Raw genomic sequence first — 18,140 nt, 5'->3', positions numbered from 1 at the left:
ACGATGAAACACGCTGCCGCCAAACACCCTGAAAAAGCCCCGCGCTTCTGGCGCGACGCGGCGCTGCCGTTCATTGAAGCGCGGGCCATCGCCGATGGCCGCGAGGTCTGCTACGCCCGGCATTCCCATGCGCATTTTTCCATTGGCGCGATCACCGCCGGGCGCAGTACTTATGTGCATGAACAGGCGCAGTTCGAGGTCGCGGCGGGCACCGTGGTGCTGATGAATCCCGGCGATGTACATGCGTGTAATCCGATCGATGATCAGCCGTGGTCGTATGTGATGCTGTACGTCGAGACGCCGTGGCTGACGGATTTGCAGCATCAGTTGGGCTTTGCCGGTGATCTTGAGTTTCGGCGTTTTTCCACCACACACCTTGATGACACTGCGCTTTTCAACGAACTGAACGGGCTGTATCAAACGTTGGTCGACCCGCAACAGGATGTGCTACGCAAACAGAGTGCAGCAGTAGAGTTTTTCAGTGATCTGCAACTGCGTTTGAACCCCGCCGGCCCCTCTCTGCGCGAGCCGAATTTCAAACTGGAACGCGCTGCCGATTTCATCCGCGAGCACTGCACCGAGGTACTGAACCTCGACGACATCTGCGCTGCTGCACAGCTTTCACCGTCCTACCTGATCCGCGCCTTCAAACAGCATTACGGCATGACGCCCCACGCGTTTCTGGTCAACCAACGCATCCAGTTTGCCCGCGAGCGTTTGCGCGGCGGGCAGTTGATTGCGGATGTGGCGCTGGAAGCCGGGTTTGCCGATCAGGCGCATTTTCAGCGGGCGTTCAAGCAACACCTGGCGGCGACACCCGGCCAATATCGCGGCTGACACGTCATCTGAAACTCAACACCTCCCCTGTGGGAGCGAGCCTGCTCGCGAAAGCGGTGTATCAGTCACGGGGATATTGACTGTGCCATCGCTTTCGCGAGCAGGCTCGCTCCCACAAGGTGAAGTGCCAGCATCATCGGCTGATGACCTTCGAATTGAGATATTGACATATCGGTAAATTCCGATATCGTCGCGGCATGGAACTACTCGAAATCTTCAAAGCCCTCTCGAACCGCACACGCCTGGAAATCCTCAAAGGCTTGAAGGATCCCGAGAAACACTTTCCTCCCCAGGACGAAGGTGACGTGCATACGGTGGGCGTTTGCGTCAGCAGTATTCAGGAAGGTGTCGGGCTGTCGCAGTCGACGGTGTCCGATTACCTGGCGACGCTGCAACGCGCCGGCCTGGTCGAAGTCAGGCGTATTGGGCAGTGGACCTATTACAAACGCAACGAAGCAGCGATCAGCGCGCTGGCCGAGATCATCGGCAGCGAGCTGTAATTTTTTACCCCATGATATCGAGAATTCCCGATATCCCTTTTTACCGAAACGAGGCAATGCAATGAAAGCGATGATCCTTACATCATTTGGCGGCGCGCAATCGTTCGAACTGTGCGACGTGCCCAAACCAGAGCCACAAGCCGGAGAAGTACTGGTACGGGTGCACGCGACCTCCATCAACCCGCTGGATTATCAGGTGCGCCGTGGCGACTATGCCGATCTGGTGCCCCTCCCCGCCATCACCGGGCACGACGTCTCTGGCGTTGTCGAAGCGGTCGGCCCGGGGGTGACGGCGTTCGTGCCGGGTGACGAAGTCTGGTACACCCCGCAAATATTCGACGGTCCGGGCAGTTACGCCGAGTATCACGTGGCGGCCGAAAGCATTGTCGGCAAGAAGCCGCCCGCACTGAGCCACCTTGAAGCGGCAAGCCTGAGCCTGGTTGGCGGAACGGCGTGGGAAGCGCTGGTCGTGCGGGCGGCGCTCAGAGTAGGTGAGAACATTCTGATTCATGGCGGTGCGGGCGGTGTCGGTCATGTCGCAATTCAACTGGCCAAAGCCATCGGCGCGAAGGTCTTCACTACCGTACGTGAAGGCAATTTCGAGTTCGCCAGGCAGATGGGCGCCGATGTGCTGATCGATTACGAAAAGGAAGATTACGTCGAAGCGATCCTGCGCGAAACCGATGGCCGCGGCGTCGACGCCGTCTTCGACACCATCGGCGGCAACACCTTGACGCGCAGCCCCGACGCCCTCGCACAGCTTGGCCGCGTGGTATCGATCGTAGACCTTGCCCAGCCACAGAACCTGATGCAGGCCTGGGGCAAGAACGCCAGTTACCACTTCGTTTTCACCCGACAGAATCGCGGCAAGCTCGACGAGTTGAGTGCGTTGATTGCGAACGGGCAGTTGCGCCCACACGTTGGCGCAGTCTATGCGCTGGCCGACATCGGCCTCGCCCACACCCGGCTGGAGACGCCCAACAACGGCGTTCAAGGGAAGATCGCGATTGCCGTCGCGCCGTCGCCCGAACTCGCCAATCGCTGAATTCAGTCCCGAGGAGAACATCATGGTTTACGAGATCGCTCTGCTACCCGTTCACAAAGAACAAACTGCAGCGTTTCGGCGTGCGTTTGCCGAGGTCGAGCCACTGCTCATGCGCGCGCAGGGTTACGGCGGCCACATGCTCGCGCCAGGGATAGAAACGCCTGAGGTGTTCAATTTGATTGTGCGCTGGCAATCCCTTGAGGATCACACCCCGGGTTTTGAAGCGAGTGAGGACCATCGGTTATTCATGCTGGGGCTGGAAGATTATTTCTCGGACGAACCGAAGGTCTGGCACATTGAGGGGGGCGATTTTGCGCAGCCGTTCAACTAATCTCTGGCAGTGACGCCGATCAATGTGGGAGCGAGCCTGCTCGCGAAAGCGGTGGTTCAGCCGGCATATCCAGTGACTGACACACAGCATTCGCGAGCAGGCTCGCTCCCACAGGGTCAAGTGAACAACAAGTAGATGGCGCTCAGCGCCAGCAACAACGCCATGCTCCGATTGAACCAACGCATCCCCGCCGCATTGCTCAGATACCCACGCAAAAACGTCCCGGCATACACCCAGCAGCCGACCGACAGATAACAGATCACCAGATACACCGCTGCAAACTGCCACACCAGCCGCGCCTCGCCATCGGCGACAAACGCGCCCATACCCGCGACGCATGCCAGCCAGGCTTTCGGGTTGAGCCATTGCATCACCGCGCCATACAGCATCGATGGCGCCCGCCCTGACTCACCGGCATTCAACTGCCCGTCATCCATGGCCAGTTTCCACGCCATGAACAGCAGAAACGCCACGCCGGCCAGTTGCACCACGCGGGTCATGAATGGCCAGAGTTTCAGCACCTCGTGCAGACCCAGGCCCATCAACACCAGCAACAGCACAAACCCCAGCGTTGCTCCGGCAACATGCCGCTGACTGGCGCGAAAACCGAACTGCGCCCCGGAACTCAACGCGACAATGTTCACCGGCCCCGGCGTGATGGACGCCGCCAGCGCAAACGCCGCCATGGAAACAATCAGACTCATCGCACACCTGCTTCAAATCGAGGAACAAGGTGCTCACGGTAGCGAGCACCCGGTCCTCGGTATTGAAGAAAATGCCCCTGACACACATTTCCCCTGTGGGAGCGAGCCTGCTCCGGGCGGCGTTCCGACGAAAGCGGTGGGTCATTCAGCACTGCATTGCCAGGACGCCCCCATTCGCGAGCAGGCTCGCTCCCACATAAAAGCTGTGTTCAGTCCAGGCGCGGCACGGTGAAGCGGAACTCGCTGCCCTGCCCCGGTTCGCTCTCGGCGAAGATCCGCCCGCCATGAGCTTCGACGATACCTTGGGTGATGTACAAGCCCAGACCGGTGCCGGTCGGATTGCCCTCTTTCACCGTCCAGTAACGGTCAAAGACGTGCGGCAGATGTTCCTTGGGAATGCCCTCGCCGCTGTCGCGCACGGTGAAAACGATATCATCGCCGACCGACGTGGCATGCACGCCCACCGTGCCCAGGCGCGGGGTGAACTTGATCGCGTTGCCGACCAGATTGGACAACACTTGAAACAGCCGCTCGGGGTCAGCGTGGATGCGCAGATCGGGGTCGGCGGCGAAGGAAATGCTGATGTCCTTGTCCAGCGCCAGCGGCGCGAGCAACGCCTGCGCCTCCTCGAACATCTGCCCGACGTCGAGTTTCTGCGGGGTGATGGAGTAACGCCCGGCGTCGATTTTCGAGGTATCGAGCAAGTCCTCCAACAGCGTGTTCATGCGCCCGGCGGCCTGCTGCATGGTGTCGATCGCCGTGGAGATCCTGCGCGAAGTGTGCGGACCGGCGGAGCTGAAAGCCTTCTGCATCATGCCGCAGAGCATCGAGATCACGGTCATCGGGTTACGCAGATCGTGCGACACCACCGCCACCAACTCATCGCGGGCGCGCACCGCTTCCTGTTCGCGGCGCACCTGCCGGGCCAGATCGTTTTCCAGCGCCGAACGGCGCAGATCGTTGGCGGCAAACAGATCACCGTGGCTCCACTTGGTGGAGATCCCGGCCATCTCGACCTTCCAGATTTCGAACGAGGTGCGCGGGCGCAAGCGCAGGCCGGCGTCGGAGTTTTCCAGGTCCAGCGGCTTGCGCGGGTCGCCGCTCCAATTGATGTTCTCTTTGACCTCGGGACGGAACCAGAACACGCCGTTGTCCACCGGTTTCGGCAGGCTCATGGCGAGCACGCCGCTGGCCACCTGCTGGAACTGCGCGGCCGGCGGGTAGACGCTGGCCAGGTGATGACTGGCAAACACTGGCTCGCCGCTGTCCTGCAGCCACTTGTGCAAGGCGCGAATGTCTTCCGGTTCCGGACAGTTGCCGTAACGGTGCAGTTGTTTGTCTTCGATGATCGCAATACCGCCAGCATTGGTCAGCGCCATCAGGGTCTGCGGCTGATTGGCCAGACCGTCAAAGACATTCTGCGGCGAATCGATCATCGCTTGATTGAGCAGCGCCAAGGCTTCGACTTTTTCTTCACGCTGGCGGCTAATCTCCAGCGCTTCCATGGCGCTGATCTGCAGCGACAGTACCTGGCCGATGGTCTGACACGCCGCACGCAATTCGTGCGGCACGTGCAGTGGCTGACGATTGCCGCAGCTGATCAAACCCCAGAGCTTGTCGCCCTTGAGCAGGGAAATGCTCATCGACGACAACACGCCCATGTTCTTCATGTACTGGCAGTGGATCGGCGACACACTGCGCAGGGTGGCAAAACTCAGGTCCAGCGGCGTGTTCGTGTCCGGGCGCAACTTCGGCACCAGCGGCACCGGTTGGTAGTCGGCATTGGGGATGATCCGCAGCCAGTTGGTGCGATACAACTCGCGCGCCTGTTCGGGAATGTCCGACGCCGGAAAGAACAAGCCGTTGAACACTTCCATCGACGGGTCGGAGGCTTCGGCGATCACCTGACCGTGGCCCTCCTCCTCGAAACGATAGATCAACACCCGGTCGTAACCGGTCATGGCCTGAATTTCCTTGACGCTGATGTCATACAGCGCCTGCAACGTGGTGGCCGCCTGCAGACGCTGGAGCATGCGCCCCAGATGCGTTTGATTGCCGGCGACATTGCGCGGCTGGAAATTTTCCACGTGGATTTCCAGCTCCAGAATCAGCACACCTTGATGGCGGTGCAGCAAACCTTCGAATGCCGTGCCGTTGAGCCTGAAGCGCAGCGGCTGCACATCGGACAGCAACGGTTGCAGCAAAGCTTCGCGCACTTGCGCCGCTTCGGCGTCGCCGATCAGGCTTTCCAGTGGCTGGCCGATCAGGCTTTGCGGCACCCGGGCCAGCAGGCTTTCGACGTTGGCGCTGACCTGAATGATCGCCAATGCAGGTTCGCTCAGGGTCAGCAGCAAACCGTGGGGCTGGATCGCACCGGGGAAACGAATGGGCTCGTCGGCACAGTTGGCCAGCAGTTCTTCAAAGTCTTGTTTGTCTTGCGGGTTCATGCCAGTACCTCCCGGCTTTCGAGCCAGCGCTCGAAACAGCTGAATGTGGTTTGTGCAGCGGTGACGACAGCGCCGCGCTCGGCGGCGCTCATTGGCCGACTGCCGAGGTATTCGATAAAGTCACGCCAGCGCCGCCCCGTGGCAGCGCCGTAGATATCGAGAAAGGCCGCGCCGTTATCGGCTTCCAGGCCTAACCGCGTCGAGATTTCCCGGCGCAGAATCTGCCCGCCGAGCGTCGCCCCCTCGAGGACGTAGAGCACGCCAAGGCAGGCGAAGCTTGAGTCGATGACCGGCAACTGCTCGCACTGCGGCAGGTTTTGCAGCGCTTCGGCAGATACGCCCAGCGCGTGCAGATCAGTGCGCAAGGTTGGCGCTTTGAGTCGAGGCGTCAGATCAAAATCGGCAGGCATTGCATCACTGCGGAGCAAGGCGTTTTCCAGCGGCAGATAGAAGCCGTAATAAGCCTGCATCAACCGCACAAAAGCCTGGGTATCGAGGGTATCGGAGAAAAAAGGAAGGCGTTTTTCCAGTGCGATGTGCAGTTCGGCAGTGCCGGCTCGCAGATCTTGCAGCACCGGTGGCACATAAACTTCACGGGCCTTTGCTTGCATGTAGATCGCTCTTGGTGGGGCCGCCGGGGGCCAAACGGGGTGAATGCAACGTCGGCGAAATTTTACACGGCTATCGCGGTTTCTGACCGGCCGGATAGATATTTCTGCCGAAACTATCACCCTCTGAGTCTTTCAGAGTGAAGGCATCTGCAAAAAGTTCGACCGCGTTGCCCAACGGCACCGGGCGCTGTACCGCGACAGCGCCGCGTGACTGTATGGGTCTGAGCGCCCGGAGGCTGTGCTAAAAATATCGCTCTCGTTTCTGGAGTGCTGTCATGGATCTCGCCACCCTCGCCTTGTTTCTCCCGGCCTGCTTCGCCCTGAACATGGCCCCCGGGCCGAACAACCTGCTGTCGGTCAGCAACGCCACACGCTATGGCTTTCGCCGTGCCTGCACCGCGGGTATCGGGCGGATTCTGGCGTTCGCCGGGATGATCGCACTGGCCGGTGCCGGTCTGTCGGTGGTGTTGCAGACTTCGGAATGGTTGTTCCATGCGATCAAGATCGTCGGCGCGGCGTATCTGTTGTACATGGCCTGGCAGTTGTGGCGGGCCAATCCCGAGGCCGAACAGCAAGCAACGGGCACGACCGTTGGCTTCCTCGCGTTGGCGCGGCAGGAATTTCTGGTAGCGGCGGGCAATCCGAAGGCGATTCTGCTGTTCACCGCGTTTCTGCCGCAATTCGTCGACCCGGCGCGCCCGGTGGCGGCGCAATTCGCCGTACTCGGCGTGCTGTTCCTTTTATTGGAGTGGATCGCCATCAGCGCCTACGCGTGGATGGGCCTGCACATGCGCCGCTGGTTCGCCGAGCCGCGCGGCAAACGGATCTTCAATCGTTGCTGCGCAGGCCTGCTGTCGGCAGCGGCTTCGGTGCTGTTGCTGGCCAAACGCGCTTAAGCCTCGGACGGGCCTTTGAGCTCGACCTGATTGCCGTCCGGGTCGACGCAGTACAGCGACAGCCCTTTGCCCTCGGCGCCGAAGCGTGACTCGGCTTTGGCCACGCTCAAGCCGAAGGATTGCAAGTGCGCGCGCAGTACTTCTTCGTCGAACGGCTCGATGCGCAGGCAGAAGTGATCGACGTTACGCCGCTCGCTGCCGGCCGCCCCGCCGCCCTTGCGGCCGAGTTCGCCTTGCAGGTCGACGAGGTCGATCATCGAAGTGCCGGCGCGCAGGTGTATCAGGCCCAACGGTTCGTTGCGCTTGACCACTTCGGCGCCGAACACCTGGCCGTAGAAGTCGATGCTGCGTTGCAGGTCGGCGACGCGCAGGACGATGTGATCAATATGTTGGATAGCGAAGGGATGCATGGGTTGGGTTCCTCACATTCAGCGACCCGGTCATTGTGGTGCAGAATCGAAATAATTCACTGTCGATTTTTCGGTGGAGCCATCGACAAACTGGTTTTACTCTCAGCCCATGAACATACAAACCGCTGTCCTGCCGCCCCACGCCGAAATGGTTCGCGCCATGCTCGAACGCGACACTGCCTACGAGGGCGTGTTCTTCACGGCCGTGAAAACCACCGGGATCTTCTGCCGCCCCAGTTGCACGGCGCGCAAACCGAAACCGGAGAACGTCGAGTTCTTCGCCCACGCCGACGACTGCCTGTCGGCGGGCTATCGCGCCTGCTTGCGCTGCAAACCACTGGATGCCGCAGCCATCGCCCCGGACTGGGTGCAACGGCTGCTCAACGCCGTGGACGCCGATCCGGAGGTGCACTGGAGCGACGCACAATTGCTCGCTGAAGGCATCGAGCCGCTGAAGCTGCGGCGCTGGTTCAAGCAGCATTTCGGCATGACCTTCCATGCGTGGCTGCGCACGCGCCGCTTGGGCATGGCGCTGGGCGGGATCAAGCAAGGCATCTCGATTGATCACGCCGCGTTTGATTCGGGTTATGAATCGCTCAGCGGTTTTCGCGATGCCTTCCAGAAGTCCTTCCACATCACCCCGGGCCGCGCCGGACACAGCGAGCCGCTGCTGTTCACCCGGTTGACCACGCCGCTGGGGCCGATGATCGCCATGGCCGAACGCCGCGGCCTGGTGTTGCTGGAATTTCTTGATCGCCCGGCACTGACCCGCGAAGTCGAGGAATTGCAGAACCGCTACGGTTACGCGGTGGCGCCGGGGCACAACGCGCATTTGCAGCAGATCGAGGCGCAACTGGCGCAGTATTTCGCCGGCCAGCTGAATACCTTTACCCTGCCATTGCACCTGCCCGGCAGCGAGTTCGCCCGGCAGGTCTGGTCGGCGCTGCTGCAAATCCCTTACGGCCACACCAGTACCTACGGCGCCATCGCCGCCGGTTTGGGCAAGCCCGGCGCCAGTCGCGCGGTCGGCCTGGCCAACGGGCACAATCGGCTGTCGATTGTGGTGCCTTGTCATCGCGTGATCGGCGCGGATGGCTCGCTGACCGGCTATGGTGGTGGGCAGCCGCGCAAAGCGTTTCTGCTGCGACTGGAAAACGCCGCCGTGCAGCTCACGCAACCCTTGGCATTCTGACGAATCGAATCAACTGACAAGAAGGATTTTTGATGAACGCGCTCGCTACGCAGTTTCACCAGTTGCACCAGCAAGGCCTGTTGATGCTGACCAATGTCGGCGACGCCACCGGTGCGCGACTGGTCGAGCACTTGGGCTGTAAAGCCGTGGCCACCAGCAGTGCGGCGGTGGCCTGGGCCCACGGTTATCCGGACGGCAACGCTCTGCCCCTCGAACGGCTGGTGTCGACCGTGGAATCGATCGCCCGGGTGATCAGCGTGCCGTTGACTGTGGACGTTGAAGCCGGTTACTCCGATGACCTCGGACGCGTGGCGGAAGTGTTGGATGCGGTGATTGCGGCGGGTGCTGTTGGCATCAATATCGAGGACGGTTCTGCGGATCCGGAGTTGCTCGCGCGCAAGATCGAAGTGGCACGTCAGGTGGCCAACAAGCGCGAGGTGCGGCTGTTCATCAATGCGCGCACCGACGTGTATCTGAAAAGCCTCGTCCCGGCCGAGGATCGCGTCGCCGAAACCCTGCACCGTGCCACGCTCTATCAAGCGGCCGGTGCCGATGGCCTGTTCGCGGCGGGCGTCACGAGTGCCTATGAAATCGAGGCCATCTGCAAAGGCTCTGCGCTGCCAGTCAACGTGCTTGGTTTCGTTTGCCTGCCTTCGCCCGAAGAACTGCAAGCGCTGGGCGTACGCCGCTTGAGCGCCGGCTCCGGCATCGCTGAATTCCTCTATGGCGCGATGGGCGGGCTGGTAAAAAGCTTTCTGGCCAGCGGCAAACTCGACAGCCATGACCTCAAGGCGTTCAGCTACGGCGAAGTCAACGGCTTGCTGAAATAAATGGCTGACGACTATCAAGCGGCCAGCGTGTTTCTGGCCGCGCTTGATCCGCACTGGCAGCGCCATGTCGCAGCGGTAGGTCCGTGCCTGCATCAACCGCATCCAGCGCGTGATCCGTATGAATCGCTGGTGCGGGCGATTGCTTATCAGCAACTGCATGCCAAGGCCGGCGATGCGATTGTCGGGCGGCTGGTGGGGTTGTTTCCTGGGCAGTCGTTTCCGCGTCCCGAGCAGATCCTTGCGACGGATTTTGAGCGCATGCGCAGTTGCGGGTTTTCCGCCGGCAAGATTGCAACGATCCAGGGGATTGCCCGGGCGACGCTGGAAGGCGTGGTGCCGGATTACGCCACGGCGCTGGCGATGGATGACGAGGCGCTGATCGAACGTCTGGTCAGTTTGCGCGGGATCGGTCGCTGGACGGTGGAGATGTTGCTGATTTACAGCCTGGAACACATGGATATTTTGCCGGCGGATGACTTTGGTGTGCGTGAGGGTTATCGGCGCTTGAAGGGGTTGGAGGTGCAGCCGACGCGCAGGCAGATGGTTGAGATCGGGTTGGCTTGGCGGCCGTATCGGACAGTGGCGGCGTGGTATTTGTGGCGGGTGCCGAAACCGCTGCCCTCACCCTAGCCCTCTCCCAGAGGGAGAGGGGACTGATTGGGGGATATTGGGGATCTACACCGACCTGAAATAACGTCTGTGAATCCATGATTGCCAAGACTTTTCAAACCCATAATCGACCGCCCTCACCCTAGCCCTCCCGAAACGTCGGACCGCCCGTAGGGAAAGGGGATTGATTGGGGGAGATCGGAGATTTACGCCGACTTGATATAACGCCTGAGAACTCATGACCGCCAGGGCTTAAATCCATAATCAACTCGGGTTTTCAGGTCGATGTTTAACGCAAGACACCTCGGTCGGCCCCCTCTCCCTCTGGGAGAGGGCTGGGGTGAGGGTCAGCTTTTCACAGTCCGGACTTCAACCGGCTAAACGCCCGGATCAACGCACGATTGAACGCCTTGCCATTGTCATTCTTGCTGTACAGCGTGGCCCTGACGTCGGCCGACGGATACGTCCCCGGATCATTACGAATCGATGCATCGACCAAACCATCCGCCGCCGTAATAGCGTTGGCGTAATGAATGGTGTCAGTGATCGGCGCAATCACCTCCGGCGTCATCAGATAATCCATCAGCGCCAACCCGGCCTGCGGATGCGGCGCGTCCTTGGGCACGACCATGGCATCGAACCAGATCAACGTACCCTCCTTCGGAATCCGGTAACTCAGCGTGAACGGTTTCTTCGCCGCCTCAGCCTGCCCCGCCGCGATCGCCACATTGCCATTCCACGACATCGCCACACAGGTGTTGCCGTTGGCCAGATCGCTGATGTTCAAGTCGTTATCGAAGTAACGAATGTACGGCCGGATCTTCGCCAGTTGCTGCTCGGCGAGCTTCAAGTCATCGAGGTTCTGCCGGTTGATGTCCAGCCCCATGTACTTCATGACGGCGGCAAATACCTCGTTGGGATCGTTGAGCAGACTCACCCCGCAGTCAGCGAATTTCGAAACCACTGCCGGATCGAACAACATCGCCCAACTGTCCGTCGGTGCATCGGGCAAACGCTGCTTGATCGCCTGTTCCTGATAGCCCACACCGGTGGTGCCCCAGGCGTAAATCCCGGCATAGCGATTGCCCGGATCGAACACCGCCATGTGCTGGCGAAACTCCTCGCCAACCCCGGCAAAGTGCGGCACCCGGGCCTTGTCCAGCGGCTGGATCGCGCCGCTTTCGATGGCCCGCGACAGATGCTGCCCGGCGGTCAACACGAGGTCGTAGCCGCTGCGCCCGGTGAGCAATTTGGTCTCGACGGTTTCCAGCGAATCGAAGTGATCGGCGACCACATGAATACCGGTCTTCGCCTCGAAATTCTTCAGCGTATCCGGCGCCAGATACTCGCCCCAGATGTACAGATTAACCACCGGTTTGGCGGAGTCAGCGGCCTGCACACATAGGGGTGCAAGCACCAGCAATAACGCTTGAGTCAGTTTGTGCAGGCCCATGATTACACTCCTTTGCCGGCGTATTGCGGCATGGTGATGCACGCAACGTTGCCGCCGCCAAGGAGGATTTCCCGGGAGTTTTCGATGCCGACGATCTTGTGCTGCGGGAACAGTTCGGCCAGCGTCGCCATGGCAACCTTGTCGTTACGATCACCGAACAGCGGCACCACGATCGAGCTGTTGCCTGCGTAGTAGTTGATGTACGACGCGCAGATTTTCGTGCCGGCCTGACGGGTGTGAGTGCTGTCCTGCTGATCGAGGCCTTCGGCTTCTTCGGCGGTCCACTCGAGCACATCCGGTTGCGGCAATTTGTGCACGATCAGCTCACGACCACGGCTATCGCGGGTGCTGCGCAGGATGTCGTAGGCCTCCTGATAGATTTCCCACTGCGGATCGTCGCGGTTATCGGTCCATTGCAGCACGACTTCGCCGGGACGGACGAAACAGGCGAGGTCATCGACGTGGCCATCGGTTTCGTCGAACTTGCAGCCGCGTGGCAGCCAGATCACTTGTTCGGCACCGAGGTAATCGGTCAGGCGTCGGGTGACTTCGTCCTTGCCCAGATGCTGGTTGCGATTGCGGTTGAGCAAGCATTGTTCGGTGGTGAGGATGCTGCCCTGGCCATCGCTCTGGATGCCGCCCAGTTCGGCAATCAATGGCGCGCGGTAGCGGTCGAAACGCTCGATCTCGAGGATTTTGCTGGCGATCTGATCGTCCTTGTCCCACGGGTAATAGAGACCACCGTCGAGGCCGCCATAGGCGTTGAATTCGAAGTCGACGCCGCGTACTTCACCGCTCTGGTCGTTGACCACAAAGCATGGGCCGCTGTCGCGAAACCAAGTGTCATTGCAGGTCATCTCAACCACGCGCACTTGCGGCGGCAACTGCCGACGTGCCGTGGCGAACTGCGCGGCAGAGGCGCACACAGTGACCGGCTCGCTGTGGGAGATGGCGGTGACGATTTGCACCCAGACTTTCTGCGCAGGCTTGGCGCCGTTGCGCCAGACGTCGGTGCGCTCCGGCCAGCCCAGCCAGCAGCCGGATTTGGCTTCGAATTCGCCGGGCAGACGAAAGCCGTCGTGTTTCGGGGTGGAGTCGAGCAAACGTGCCATGGTCAAACCTCGTCTTCGCGATGGGATTGGAATGACCACAGGCTAAGGGCGCGCGCACTGCGCCTGCCAACGATGATTATTACGGAACAGTTGAATTCAACTCATCAATCGGCCAGTTGATCGTTGAACCATTCGAGCATCTGCGCCACCGCCGGACGCTCCAGCCGCAGCCGCTCGCAGACCAGCGCGTATTGGCCAAGGGCGGTCATGCTCGATGCGAAGGGACGCACCAGTCGACCACTTTGAAGATCTTCCTGCGCCGTGAGGTTGTCGCCCATGGCCACGCCCTGCCCTTGCGCCGCCGCTTCCAACGCCAAACCAGCATGAGCGAAATACAACTGACGTTGCGGGCGTTGATCGCCAGCGTGACTGGTCAACCAGGCGGTCCAGGTCTTGCCGTCCTGATCGTCGTGCAGCAGGCAGTGGCGGGCCAGATCCTTCGGCGCTTTCAATGTGCCTTGGTTGAACAGGCCGGGGCTGCACACCGGGAAGAACTGCAAGGCTGGCAGCGGCCGCACGAAGTAAGCACTGCTGTCCACCGGGCCGGTGCCGTAGGTGATCGCCAGGTCGATGTCTTCGCCGGGCGCCGTGGCATCGATCGGTTGTTCGTAGAGGTGCAGGGTGATGTGCGGGTAGCGCGCGTAGAAATCGGTGAGACGACTCATCAGCCACTTCTGCGCGAGTTCGGCAGTGACGGCCAGTCTGAGCACAGCCAGCGAGGATGGATCTCGCAGTTCATCGCAAGCATCGCCGATCAGTTCGAAGGCTTGTTGCAGGCTTTGCATCAAGCGGCCGGCGGCGATGGTAGGGCGGATTTGCCGGCCTTCGCGGATGAACAGCGAGACGCCGAGTTGTTCTTCGAGCTGGCGGATCTGATGGCTGACGGCGCTGTCGGTGACGCACAGTTCGGCGGCTGCACGGCCGAAATGCGCGTGGCGGGCGGCGCATTCGAAGGTGCGCAGGGCGGCCAGGGAGGGAAGTCGTCGCATGGGGGTGGTCCGTTTTTTTGGTCATGCTGACTGGGCTTTGGGGGCGCGTCCAGCCTTGTCACCCTCACCCCAGCCCTCCCGAAACGTCGGACCGCCCAGAGGGAGAGGGAGCTGACCGAGGTGTCTTACGCCATCCATCGACCTGAAAAATCCAGTCGATTATGGATTCAACAAAACAGGTTCACGTCGGCGTACCTCTTCAATATCCCACGGTCAGTCCCCTCTCCCTCTGGGCGGTCCGACGTTTCGGGAGGGTTAGGGTGAGGGGCCTTTGACTGTATCGCTCTGTATACCCCGAAGCCGCAGACACACCAAAAGCACAATCCCCACCCCGCCGACACACACCCGATACACCCCAACGCTGAAATACCCCGGTCGATTTCACTTAACTCACCGGAGCTGCATCATGACCGCCACCCTTTCAACCGCCGTCAAAACCCTGCACCTGAACCTCGACCGCGCCGGCACCTGGCTCGCCCCTCTGACGCTGCGCCTGTTCATCGCCTGGGAATTCTTCGAGTCCGGGTTGGAGAAATTCAACGGGCAGAACTGGTTCGAAGACATTCAGGAGCGATTCCCCTTCCCCTTCGACCAACTGCCGGCAACGTTGAACTGGGAACTGTCGATGTGGGCGGAACTGATCTGCGCACTGGCGATTCTGCTTGGCTTCGGCACGCGAATTTCGGCGGTTTCGCTGATCGTGGTCACCGTCGTCGCGACCGCCGCCGTGCACTGGCCCGCGGACTGGTCGTCACTGAGCGAGCTGGCGCAGGGGTATGCGATCACTAACAAAGGCTTCGGCAACTTCAAGCTGCCGGCAATTTACCTGGCGGCGCTACTGCCACTGGTGTTCGCCGGGGCTGGCAAGTTGAGTGTCGATGCGTGGCTGGCGCGGGTGTTCTGGAACCGAAGCACCCGCTGAGGCTCAATGCGCTCGATCAAGCCCCACCAGCAATGCGCTGTCGCGACTGTAGATGTCCGGTGAGTAACGCACGCGGCCACTGCTGTCGACCTGTGCCGTCCAGTAAGTCATCAGGATCGGCACCGGTTCCGACAAGCGAAATTCGTGGGTGGTGCCGGTAGCAAGCAAGGTTTCGGTGCGGGCCTTTTCCGCCGGGGTGAGCAGCAGATCACGCAGTTGCATTGGGTGCTCGACCCGCACGCAGCCGGAGCTGAAGGCGCGCGGACCTTTTTCGAACAGCGCCTTACTTGGTGTGTCGTGCAGGTACACCGAGAACGGGTTGGGGAAGCGGATGACCATTTGCCCCAACGGATTACGCGGCCCGGCGTCCTGACGCAGCATGATGTTGCCGGGGTTATCCCAATCGATGTCCGCCGCCGCCAGCGGCTGCCCGTTGGCGTCGAGCACTTGCAGGTTCTGCCGGCTGAGGAAGGTCTGGTCCTTGCGGATTTCCGGCAGCTTGTCTTCTTTCCAGATGGTCGGCGGCACGGTCCACGTCGGGTTCAGGGTCAGGCGTGTCACCCGCGATTTCAGCAGCGGTGTCTGGCGTTCGGCGCGGCCGACCTGAGTGCGCGTTTGCCACACCGGAACACCGCCCTGATACAGCGTCAGCTCGGCAGCGGCGACGTTGACCAGCAAGCCATTGGGCTCCAGATCCTGGGCCATCCAGCGGAAACGCTCGAGGTTGACCCGCAGTTGTTCGCGGCGGCTCAGCGGACTGATGTTGAGTTCGGCAATCGTTCCCGGCCCGACTACACCGTCAGCCTGCAGCGAGTGGTTGGCCTGAAAACTCTTCACCGCGTCGACCAGCACGCCGTCATAAGCATTGCCGGGCGTACCAATGATCTGAGTCAGATAACCTTCGTTGTAAAGACGCTGGGCCAGTTCCGGCACGCGTTTGTCTTCCATGGCCGGGCGCAACAGCGGCCCGCTGCCCACCGACTGCCATTGCGGCAAGGCTTTGAGCCGTTGCGCGGCGTAGAGCTGACGCAAGTCCTGATATTGCGCCAGGCGCGGCCGGGCCAGATCGAACGCGGCGGGAATGTCGTGCATGCCCGGTACCGCGATGGCCAACAATTCCGCCTGACGGTCGCGTGGAGTGGCGTCGGCATGCCACAGCGGTTCGAAGTGCGATTGCAGCAGGCTTCCGTAATGCAGATCCTGCAGCGCCTGGAGGTAGTTGCGGCTGATGTCGATGTCGGCACACAACTCGCCATCCTGCGGCGCCGTGGTCGCGATCGGGTAGCGTTTAGGATTGAGGCCATCGTCGGCTAACAGTTGCAATTGCGCCTGCAAGGCCGGCAATCGTGCCGAGTCACCGGCCCACACCGGCATCCAGTCCTGCTGCTGGTAGAAGGCTTGCAATTGCGTCAGCGCCGGGCCGTTGAGATGTGCGGCAATCGCCGGGCATGACTGCGCCAGACTGATCAAAACCGCCTGCAACGGACTTTGCGGCTCGACCGGCATTTCTGCCGGTGGCGTCGGCAGTGTTTCCAGCGGCGGCAGCGGCTCATCGGCACAAGCGACAAACGGCGCAGCGAGCAAACAAATGCTCAAGTAGCATGCGTACTTTTTGAACAACTGCTTTACTCCAATCCATGGCCGTCTAGATGATGGCCAACCTTACATCAGGTGCGCTGAACAGTCAGGCTCGATCAACGGGCTTGCCGGTATTGACTGGGAGTCAGGAGCCAAAGTGCCAAATAAGTAGCAAGTGAGGACACTTTATAAAATGTTGACGTTTTTGCGCCGACTGCTGTTGACCACCGCGACCCTTGTCGCCGTGTCCAGTCCCGTTTTTGCCGCCGGCAAACCATCGCCGGTTCTCTACACCAGCCTCGCGCACGCCGCGCCAGAACTCAATCCCCAAGCGCTGAAAGGTGCCCTGAACGCCATGCAATGCGCGGTCAACAGCGGTGCGAAACCGTCGCGCCACCTGGCGATCATCGACTATTCGCAGCCGTCCACCGAACGCCGTCTGTGGATTTTCGACCTGAGCAAACGGAAATTGGTGCTACGCGATCTGGTCGCTCACGGTTCGAATTCCGGGGAAAACTTCGCTACGCAGTTTTCCAATGTCGAAGGTAGTTATCAATCCAGCCTCGGCCTGTTCCGTACGCAGGAAAGCTACGAAGGCACCCACGGTTATTCGCTGCGCATGGACGGTCTGGAGCCGGGTTTCAATGACATGGCCCGCGATCGCGCGATCGTCATTCACGCCGCCAGTTATGTGAATCCGTTGTGGAGCAAGAAACAAGGACGTATCGGCCGCAGCCAAGGCTGCCCGGCAGTGCGGCCGCAGATTGCCAAGCAAGTGATTGATCGCCTGAAGAATGGCCAGTTCATGTTTTCGTGGTACCCGGATCAACGCTGGCTGAAGTCGTCGCCGTACCTGAACTGCCAGCCGCAGCAGGTGGCGAGCATCCTCAACACCCACGCGAGCTGACGGCCACCACAAATGCCCTGTAGGAGCGAGCTTGCTCGCGAAAGCGGAGTGTCAGTCTCTGAAGATATTGGCTGCGCCGGCCCCTTCGCGAGCAGGCTCGCTCCCACATTTGATCTCGGTTCGGTTGAAGATCTCTGATCAACTCGATCCCCTGTGGGAGCGAGCTTGCTGGCGAAAGCGGAGTGTCAGTCTCTGGAAATATTGGCTGTGCCGGCCCCTTCGCGAGCAGGCTCGCTCCCACATTTGATCTCGGTTCGGTTGAAGATCTCTGATCAACTCGATCCCCTGTGGGAGCGAGCTTGCTGGCGAAAGCGGAGTGTCAGTCTCTGGAAATATTGGCTGTGCCGGCCCCTTCGCGAGCAGGCTCGCTCCCACATTTGATCTCGGTTCGGTTGAAGATCTCTGATCAACTCGATTCCCTGTGGGAGCGAGCTTGCTCGCGAAAGCGGAGTGTCAGTCTCTGGAAATATTGGCTGTGCCGGCCTCTTCGCGAGCAGGCTCACTCCTACAGTTGAACTGCGCTCGGCCGAAGATCTCTGATCAACTCGATCCCCCTGTGGGAGCGAGCTTGCTCGCGAAAGCGGTGTGTCAGTCTCTGAAGATATTGGCTGTGCCGACCTCTTCGCGAGCAGGCTCGCTCCCACATTTGATCTCGGTTCGGTTGAAGATCTCTGATCAACTCGATTCCCTGTGGGAGGGAGCTTGCTCGCGAAAGCGGAGTGTCAGTCTCTGGAAATATTGGCTGTGCCGGCCCCTTCGCGAGCAAG

The 18,140-nt window shown here is 60.7% G+C and carries 18 protein-coding genes; 10 read left to right on the top strand and 8 right to left on the bottom strand.

Going from position 1 to position 18,140, the window contains the following annotated elements; translation table 11 throughout:
* Window positions 1-3: 3 nt before the first annotated feature.
* The 4 genes from HU754_RS12555 to HU754_RS12540 all read left to right on the top strand — a co-directional run bounded on the left by HU754_RS12555 (window position 4) and on the right by HU754_RS12540 (window position 2,713).
* Window positions 4-837 carry an AraC family transcriptional regulator gene (locus HU754_RS12555; protein ID WP_186625471.1) on the top strand — a complete coding sequence of 278 codons (834 nt, stop codon included), beginning with the start codon at window positions 4-6 and terminating at the stop codon, window positions 835-837.
* Between the two features lie 197 nt (window positions 838-1,034).
* On the top strand, window positions 1,035-1,337 hold the full coding sequence (locus tag HU754_RS12550) for an ArsR/SmtB family transcription factor (RefSeq protein ID WP_077572353.1): 303 nt from the start codon (window positions 1,035-1,037) through the stop codon (window positions 1,335-1,337).
* Between the two features lie 61 nt (window positions 1,338-1,398).
* Window positions 1,399-2,382, top strand: coding sequence for a zinc-dependent alcohol dehydrogenase family protein (locus HU754_RS12545; RefSeq protein ID WP_186625469.1), 984 nt, complete (start codon window positions 1,399-1,401; stop codon window positions 2,380-2,382).
* A gap of 22 nt (window positions 2,383-2,404) precedes the next feature.
* Window positions 2,405-2,713, top strand: coding sequence for an antibiotic biosynthesis monooxygenase family protein (locus HU754_RS12540; protein WP_186625467.1), 309 nt, complete (start codon window positions 2,405-2,407; stop codon window positions 2,711-2,713).
* A 116-nt stretch (window positions 2,714-2,829) separates the two neighbouring features.
* On the opposite strand, the gene HU754_RS12535 is transcribed toward HU754_RS12540, so the two are convergent.
* The 3 genes from HU754_RS12535 to HU754_RS12525 form a co-directional block, all read right to left on the bottom strand.
* Window positions 2,830-3,417 carry a LysE family translocator gene (locus HU754_RS12535; RefSeq protein WP_186625465.1) on the bottom strand — a complete coding sequence of 196 codons (588 nt, stop codon included), beginning with the start codon at window positions 3,415-3,417 and terminating at the stop codon, window positions 2,830-2,832.
* Window positions 3,418-3,626: 209 nt separating this feature from the next.
* Entirely contained in the window at window positions 3,627-5,864 is a 2,238-nt protein-coding gene (locus HU754_RS12530; RefSeq protein ID WP_186625464.1) for an ATP-binding protein, read from the bottom strand.
* Window positions 5,861-6,475 (bottom strand): biliverdin-producing heme oxygenase, encoded by a 615-nt coding sequence (locus HU754_RS12525; protein WP_186625456.1) that lies wholly within the window; start codon window positions 6,473-6,475, stop codon window positions 5,861-5,863. The genes HU754_RS12530 and HU754_RS12525 overlap by 4 nt, the downstream gene beginning before the upstream one ends.
* A 275-nt stretch (window positions 6,476-6,750) precedes the next feature.
* Between HU754_RS12525 and HU754_RS12520 the strand changes: the two genes are divergently transcribed.
* On the top strand, window positions 6,751-7,371 hold the full coding sequence (locus HU754_RS12520; protein ID WP_186625454.1) for a LysE family translocator: 621 nt from the start codon (window positions 6,751-6,753) through the stop codon (window positions 7,369-7,371).
* On the opposite strand, the gene HU754_RS12515 is transcribed toward HU754_RS12520, so the two are convergent.
* Window positions 7,368-7,781 carry a VOC family protein gene (locus HU754_RS12515; protein WP_186625452.1) on the bottom strand — a complete coding sequence of 138 codons (414 nt, stop codon included), beginning with the start codon at window positions 7,779-7,781 and terminating at the stop codon, window positions 7,368-7,370. The genes HU754_RS12520 and HU754_RS12515 overlap by 4 nt on opposite strands.
* A gap of 109 nt (window positions 7,782-7,890) precedes the next feature.
* Here HU754_RS12515 and HU754_RS12510 point away from each other — a divergent pair, with 109 nt between their 5' ends.
* The 3 genes from HU754_RS12510 to HU754_RS12500 are packed head-to-tail and all read left to right on the top strand — an operon-like array spanning window position 7,891 to window position 10,433.
* Window positions 7,891-8,973 carry a bifunctional transcriptional activator/DNA repair enzyme AdaA gene (locus HU754_RS12510; protein ID WP_186625443.1) on the top strand — a complete coding sequence of 361 codons (1,083 nt, stop codon included), beginning with the start codon at window positions 7,891-7,893 and terminating at the stop codon, window positions 8,971-8,973.
* Between the two features lie 32 nt (window positions 8,974-9,005).
* The gene (locus HU754_RS12505) at window positions 9,006-9,803 is read left to right on the top strand and encodes an isocitrate lyase/PEP mutase family protein (protein ID WP_186625441.1); all 798 of its coding nucleotides are present in this window, start codon (window positions 9,006-9,008) and stop codon (window positions 9,801-9,803) included.
* Window positions 9,804-10,433 (top strand): DNA-3-methyladenine glycosylase family protein, encoded by a 630-nt coding sequence (locus HU754_RS12500; RefSeq protein WP_186625439.1) that lies wholly within the window; start codon window positions 9,804-9,806, stop codon window positions 10,431-10,433.
* A 334-nt stretch (window positions 10,434-10,767) separates the two neighbouring features.
* Here the strand turns inward: HU754_RS12500 and HU754_RS12495 are convergent, their stop codons facing one another.
* The 3 genes from HU754_RS12495 to HU754_RS12485 all read right to left on the bottom strand — a co-directional run bounded on the left by HU754_RS12495 (window position 10,768) and on the right by HU754_RS12485 (window position 13,966).
* Complete coding sequence (locus HU754_RS12495) at window positions 10,768-11,865, bottom strand: extracellular solute-binding protein (RefSeq protein ID WP_186625438.1); 1,098 nt, start codon at window positions 11,863-11,865, stop codon at window positions 10,768-10,770.
* A 2-nt stretch (window positions 11,866-11,867) separates the two neighbouring features.
* Window positions 11,868-12,977: an agmatine deiminase gene (gene aguA / locus HU754_RS12490; protein WP_038366106.1), complete on the bottom strand. Its 1,110-nt coding sequence runs from the start codon at window positions 12,975-12,977 to the stop codon at window positions 11,868-11,870.
* Between the two features lie 104 nt (window positions 12,978-13,081).
* Window positions 13,082-13,966 carry a LysR substrate-binding domain-containing protein gene (locus tag HU754_RS12485; RefSeq protein WP_186625436.1) on the bottom strand — a complete coding sequence of 295 codons (885 nt, stop codon included), beginning with the start codon at window positions 13,964-13,966 and terminating at the stop codon, window positions 13,082-13,084.
* A gap of 406 nt (window positions 13,967-14,372) precedes the next feature.
* On the opposite strand from HU754_RS12485, the gene HU754_RS12480 reads away from it, so the two are divergent.
* Window positions 14,373-14,888, top strand: coding sequence for an HvfX family Cu-binding RiPP maturation protein (locus HU754_RS12480; protein WP_186625434.1), 516 nt, complete (start codon window positions 14,373-14,375; stop codon window positions 14,886-14,888).
* Window positions 14,889-14,891: 3 nt separating this feature from the next.
* Here HU754_RS12480 and HU754_RS12475 read toward each other — a convergent pair whose 3' ends face one another.
* On the bottom strand, window positions 14,892-16,508 hold the full coding sequence (locus HU754_RS12475; protein ID WP_186625432.1) for a L,D-transpeptidase family protein: 1,617 nt from the start codon (window positions 16,506-16,508) through the stop codon (window positions 14,892-14,894).
* 151 nt (window positions 16,509-16,659) lie between these two features.
* Here HU754_RS12475 and HU754_RS12470 point away from each other — a divergent pair, with 151 nt between their 5' ends.
* The gene (locus tag HU754_RS12470; RefSeq protein ID WP_186625430.1) at window positions 16,660-17,373 is read left to right on the top strand and encodes a murein L,D-transpeptidase catalytic domain family protein; all 714 of its coding nucleotides are present in this window, start codon (window positions 16,660-16,662) and stop codon (window positions 17,371-17,373) included.
* Window positions 17,374-18,140 lie beyond the last annotated feature (767 nt).

It is taken from the genome of Pseudomonas zeae, from assembly GCF_014268485.2.
GTDB lineage: Bacteria > Pseudomonadota > Gammaproteobacteria > Pseudomonadales > Pseudomonadaceae > Aquipseudomonas > Aquipseudomonas neuropathica.
Note: the sequence above shows the minus strand (reverse complement) of the source record. Positions and strands in the feature narration are given on the sequence as shown.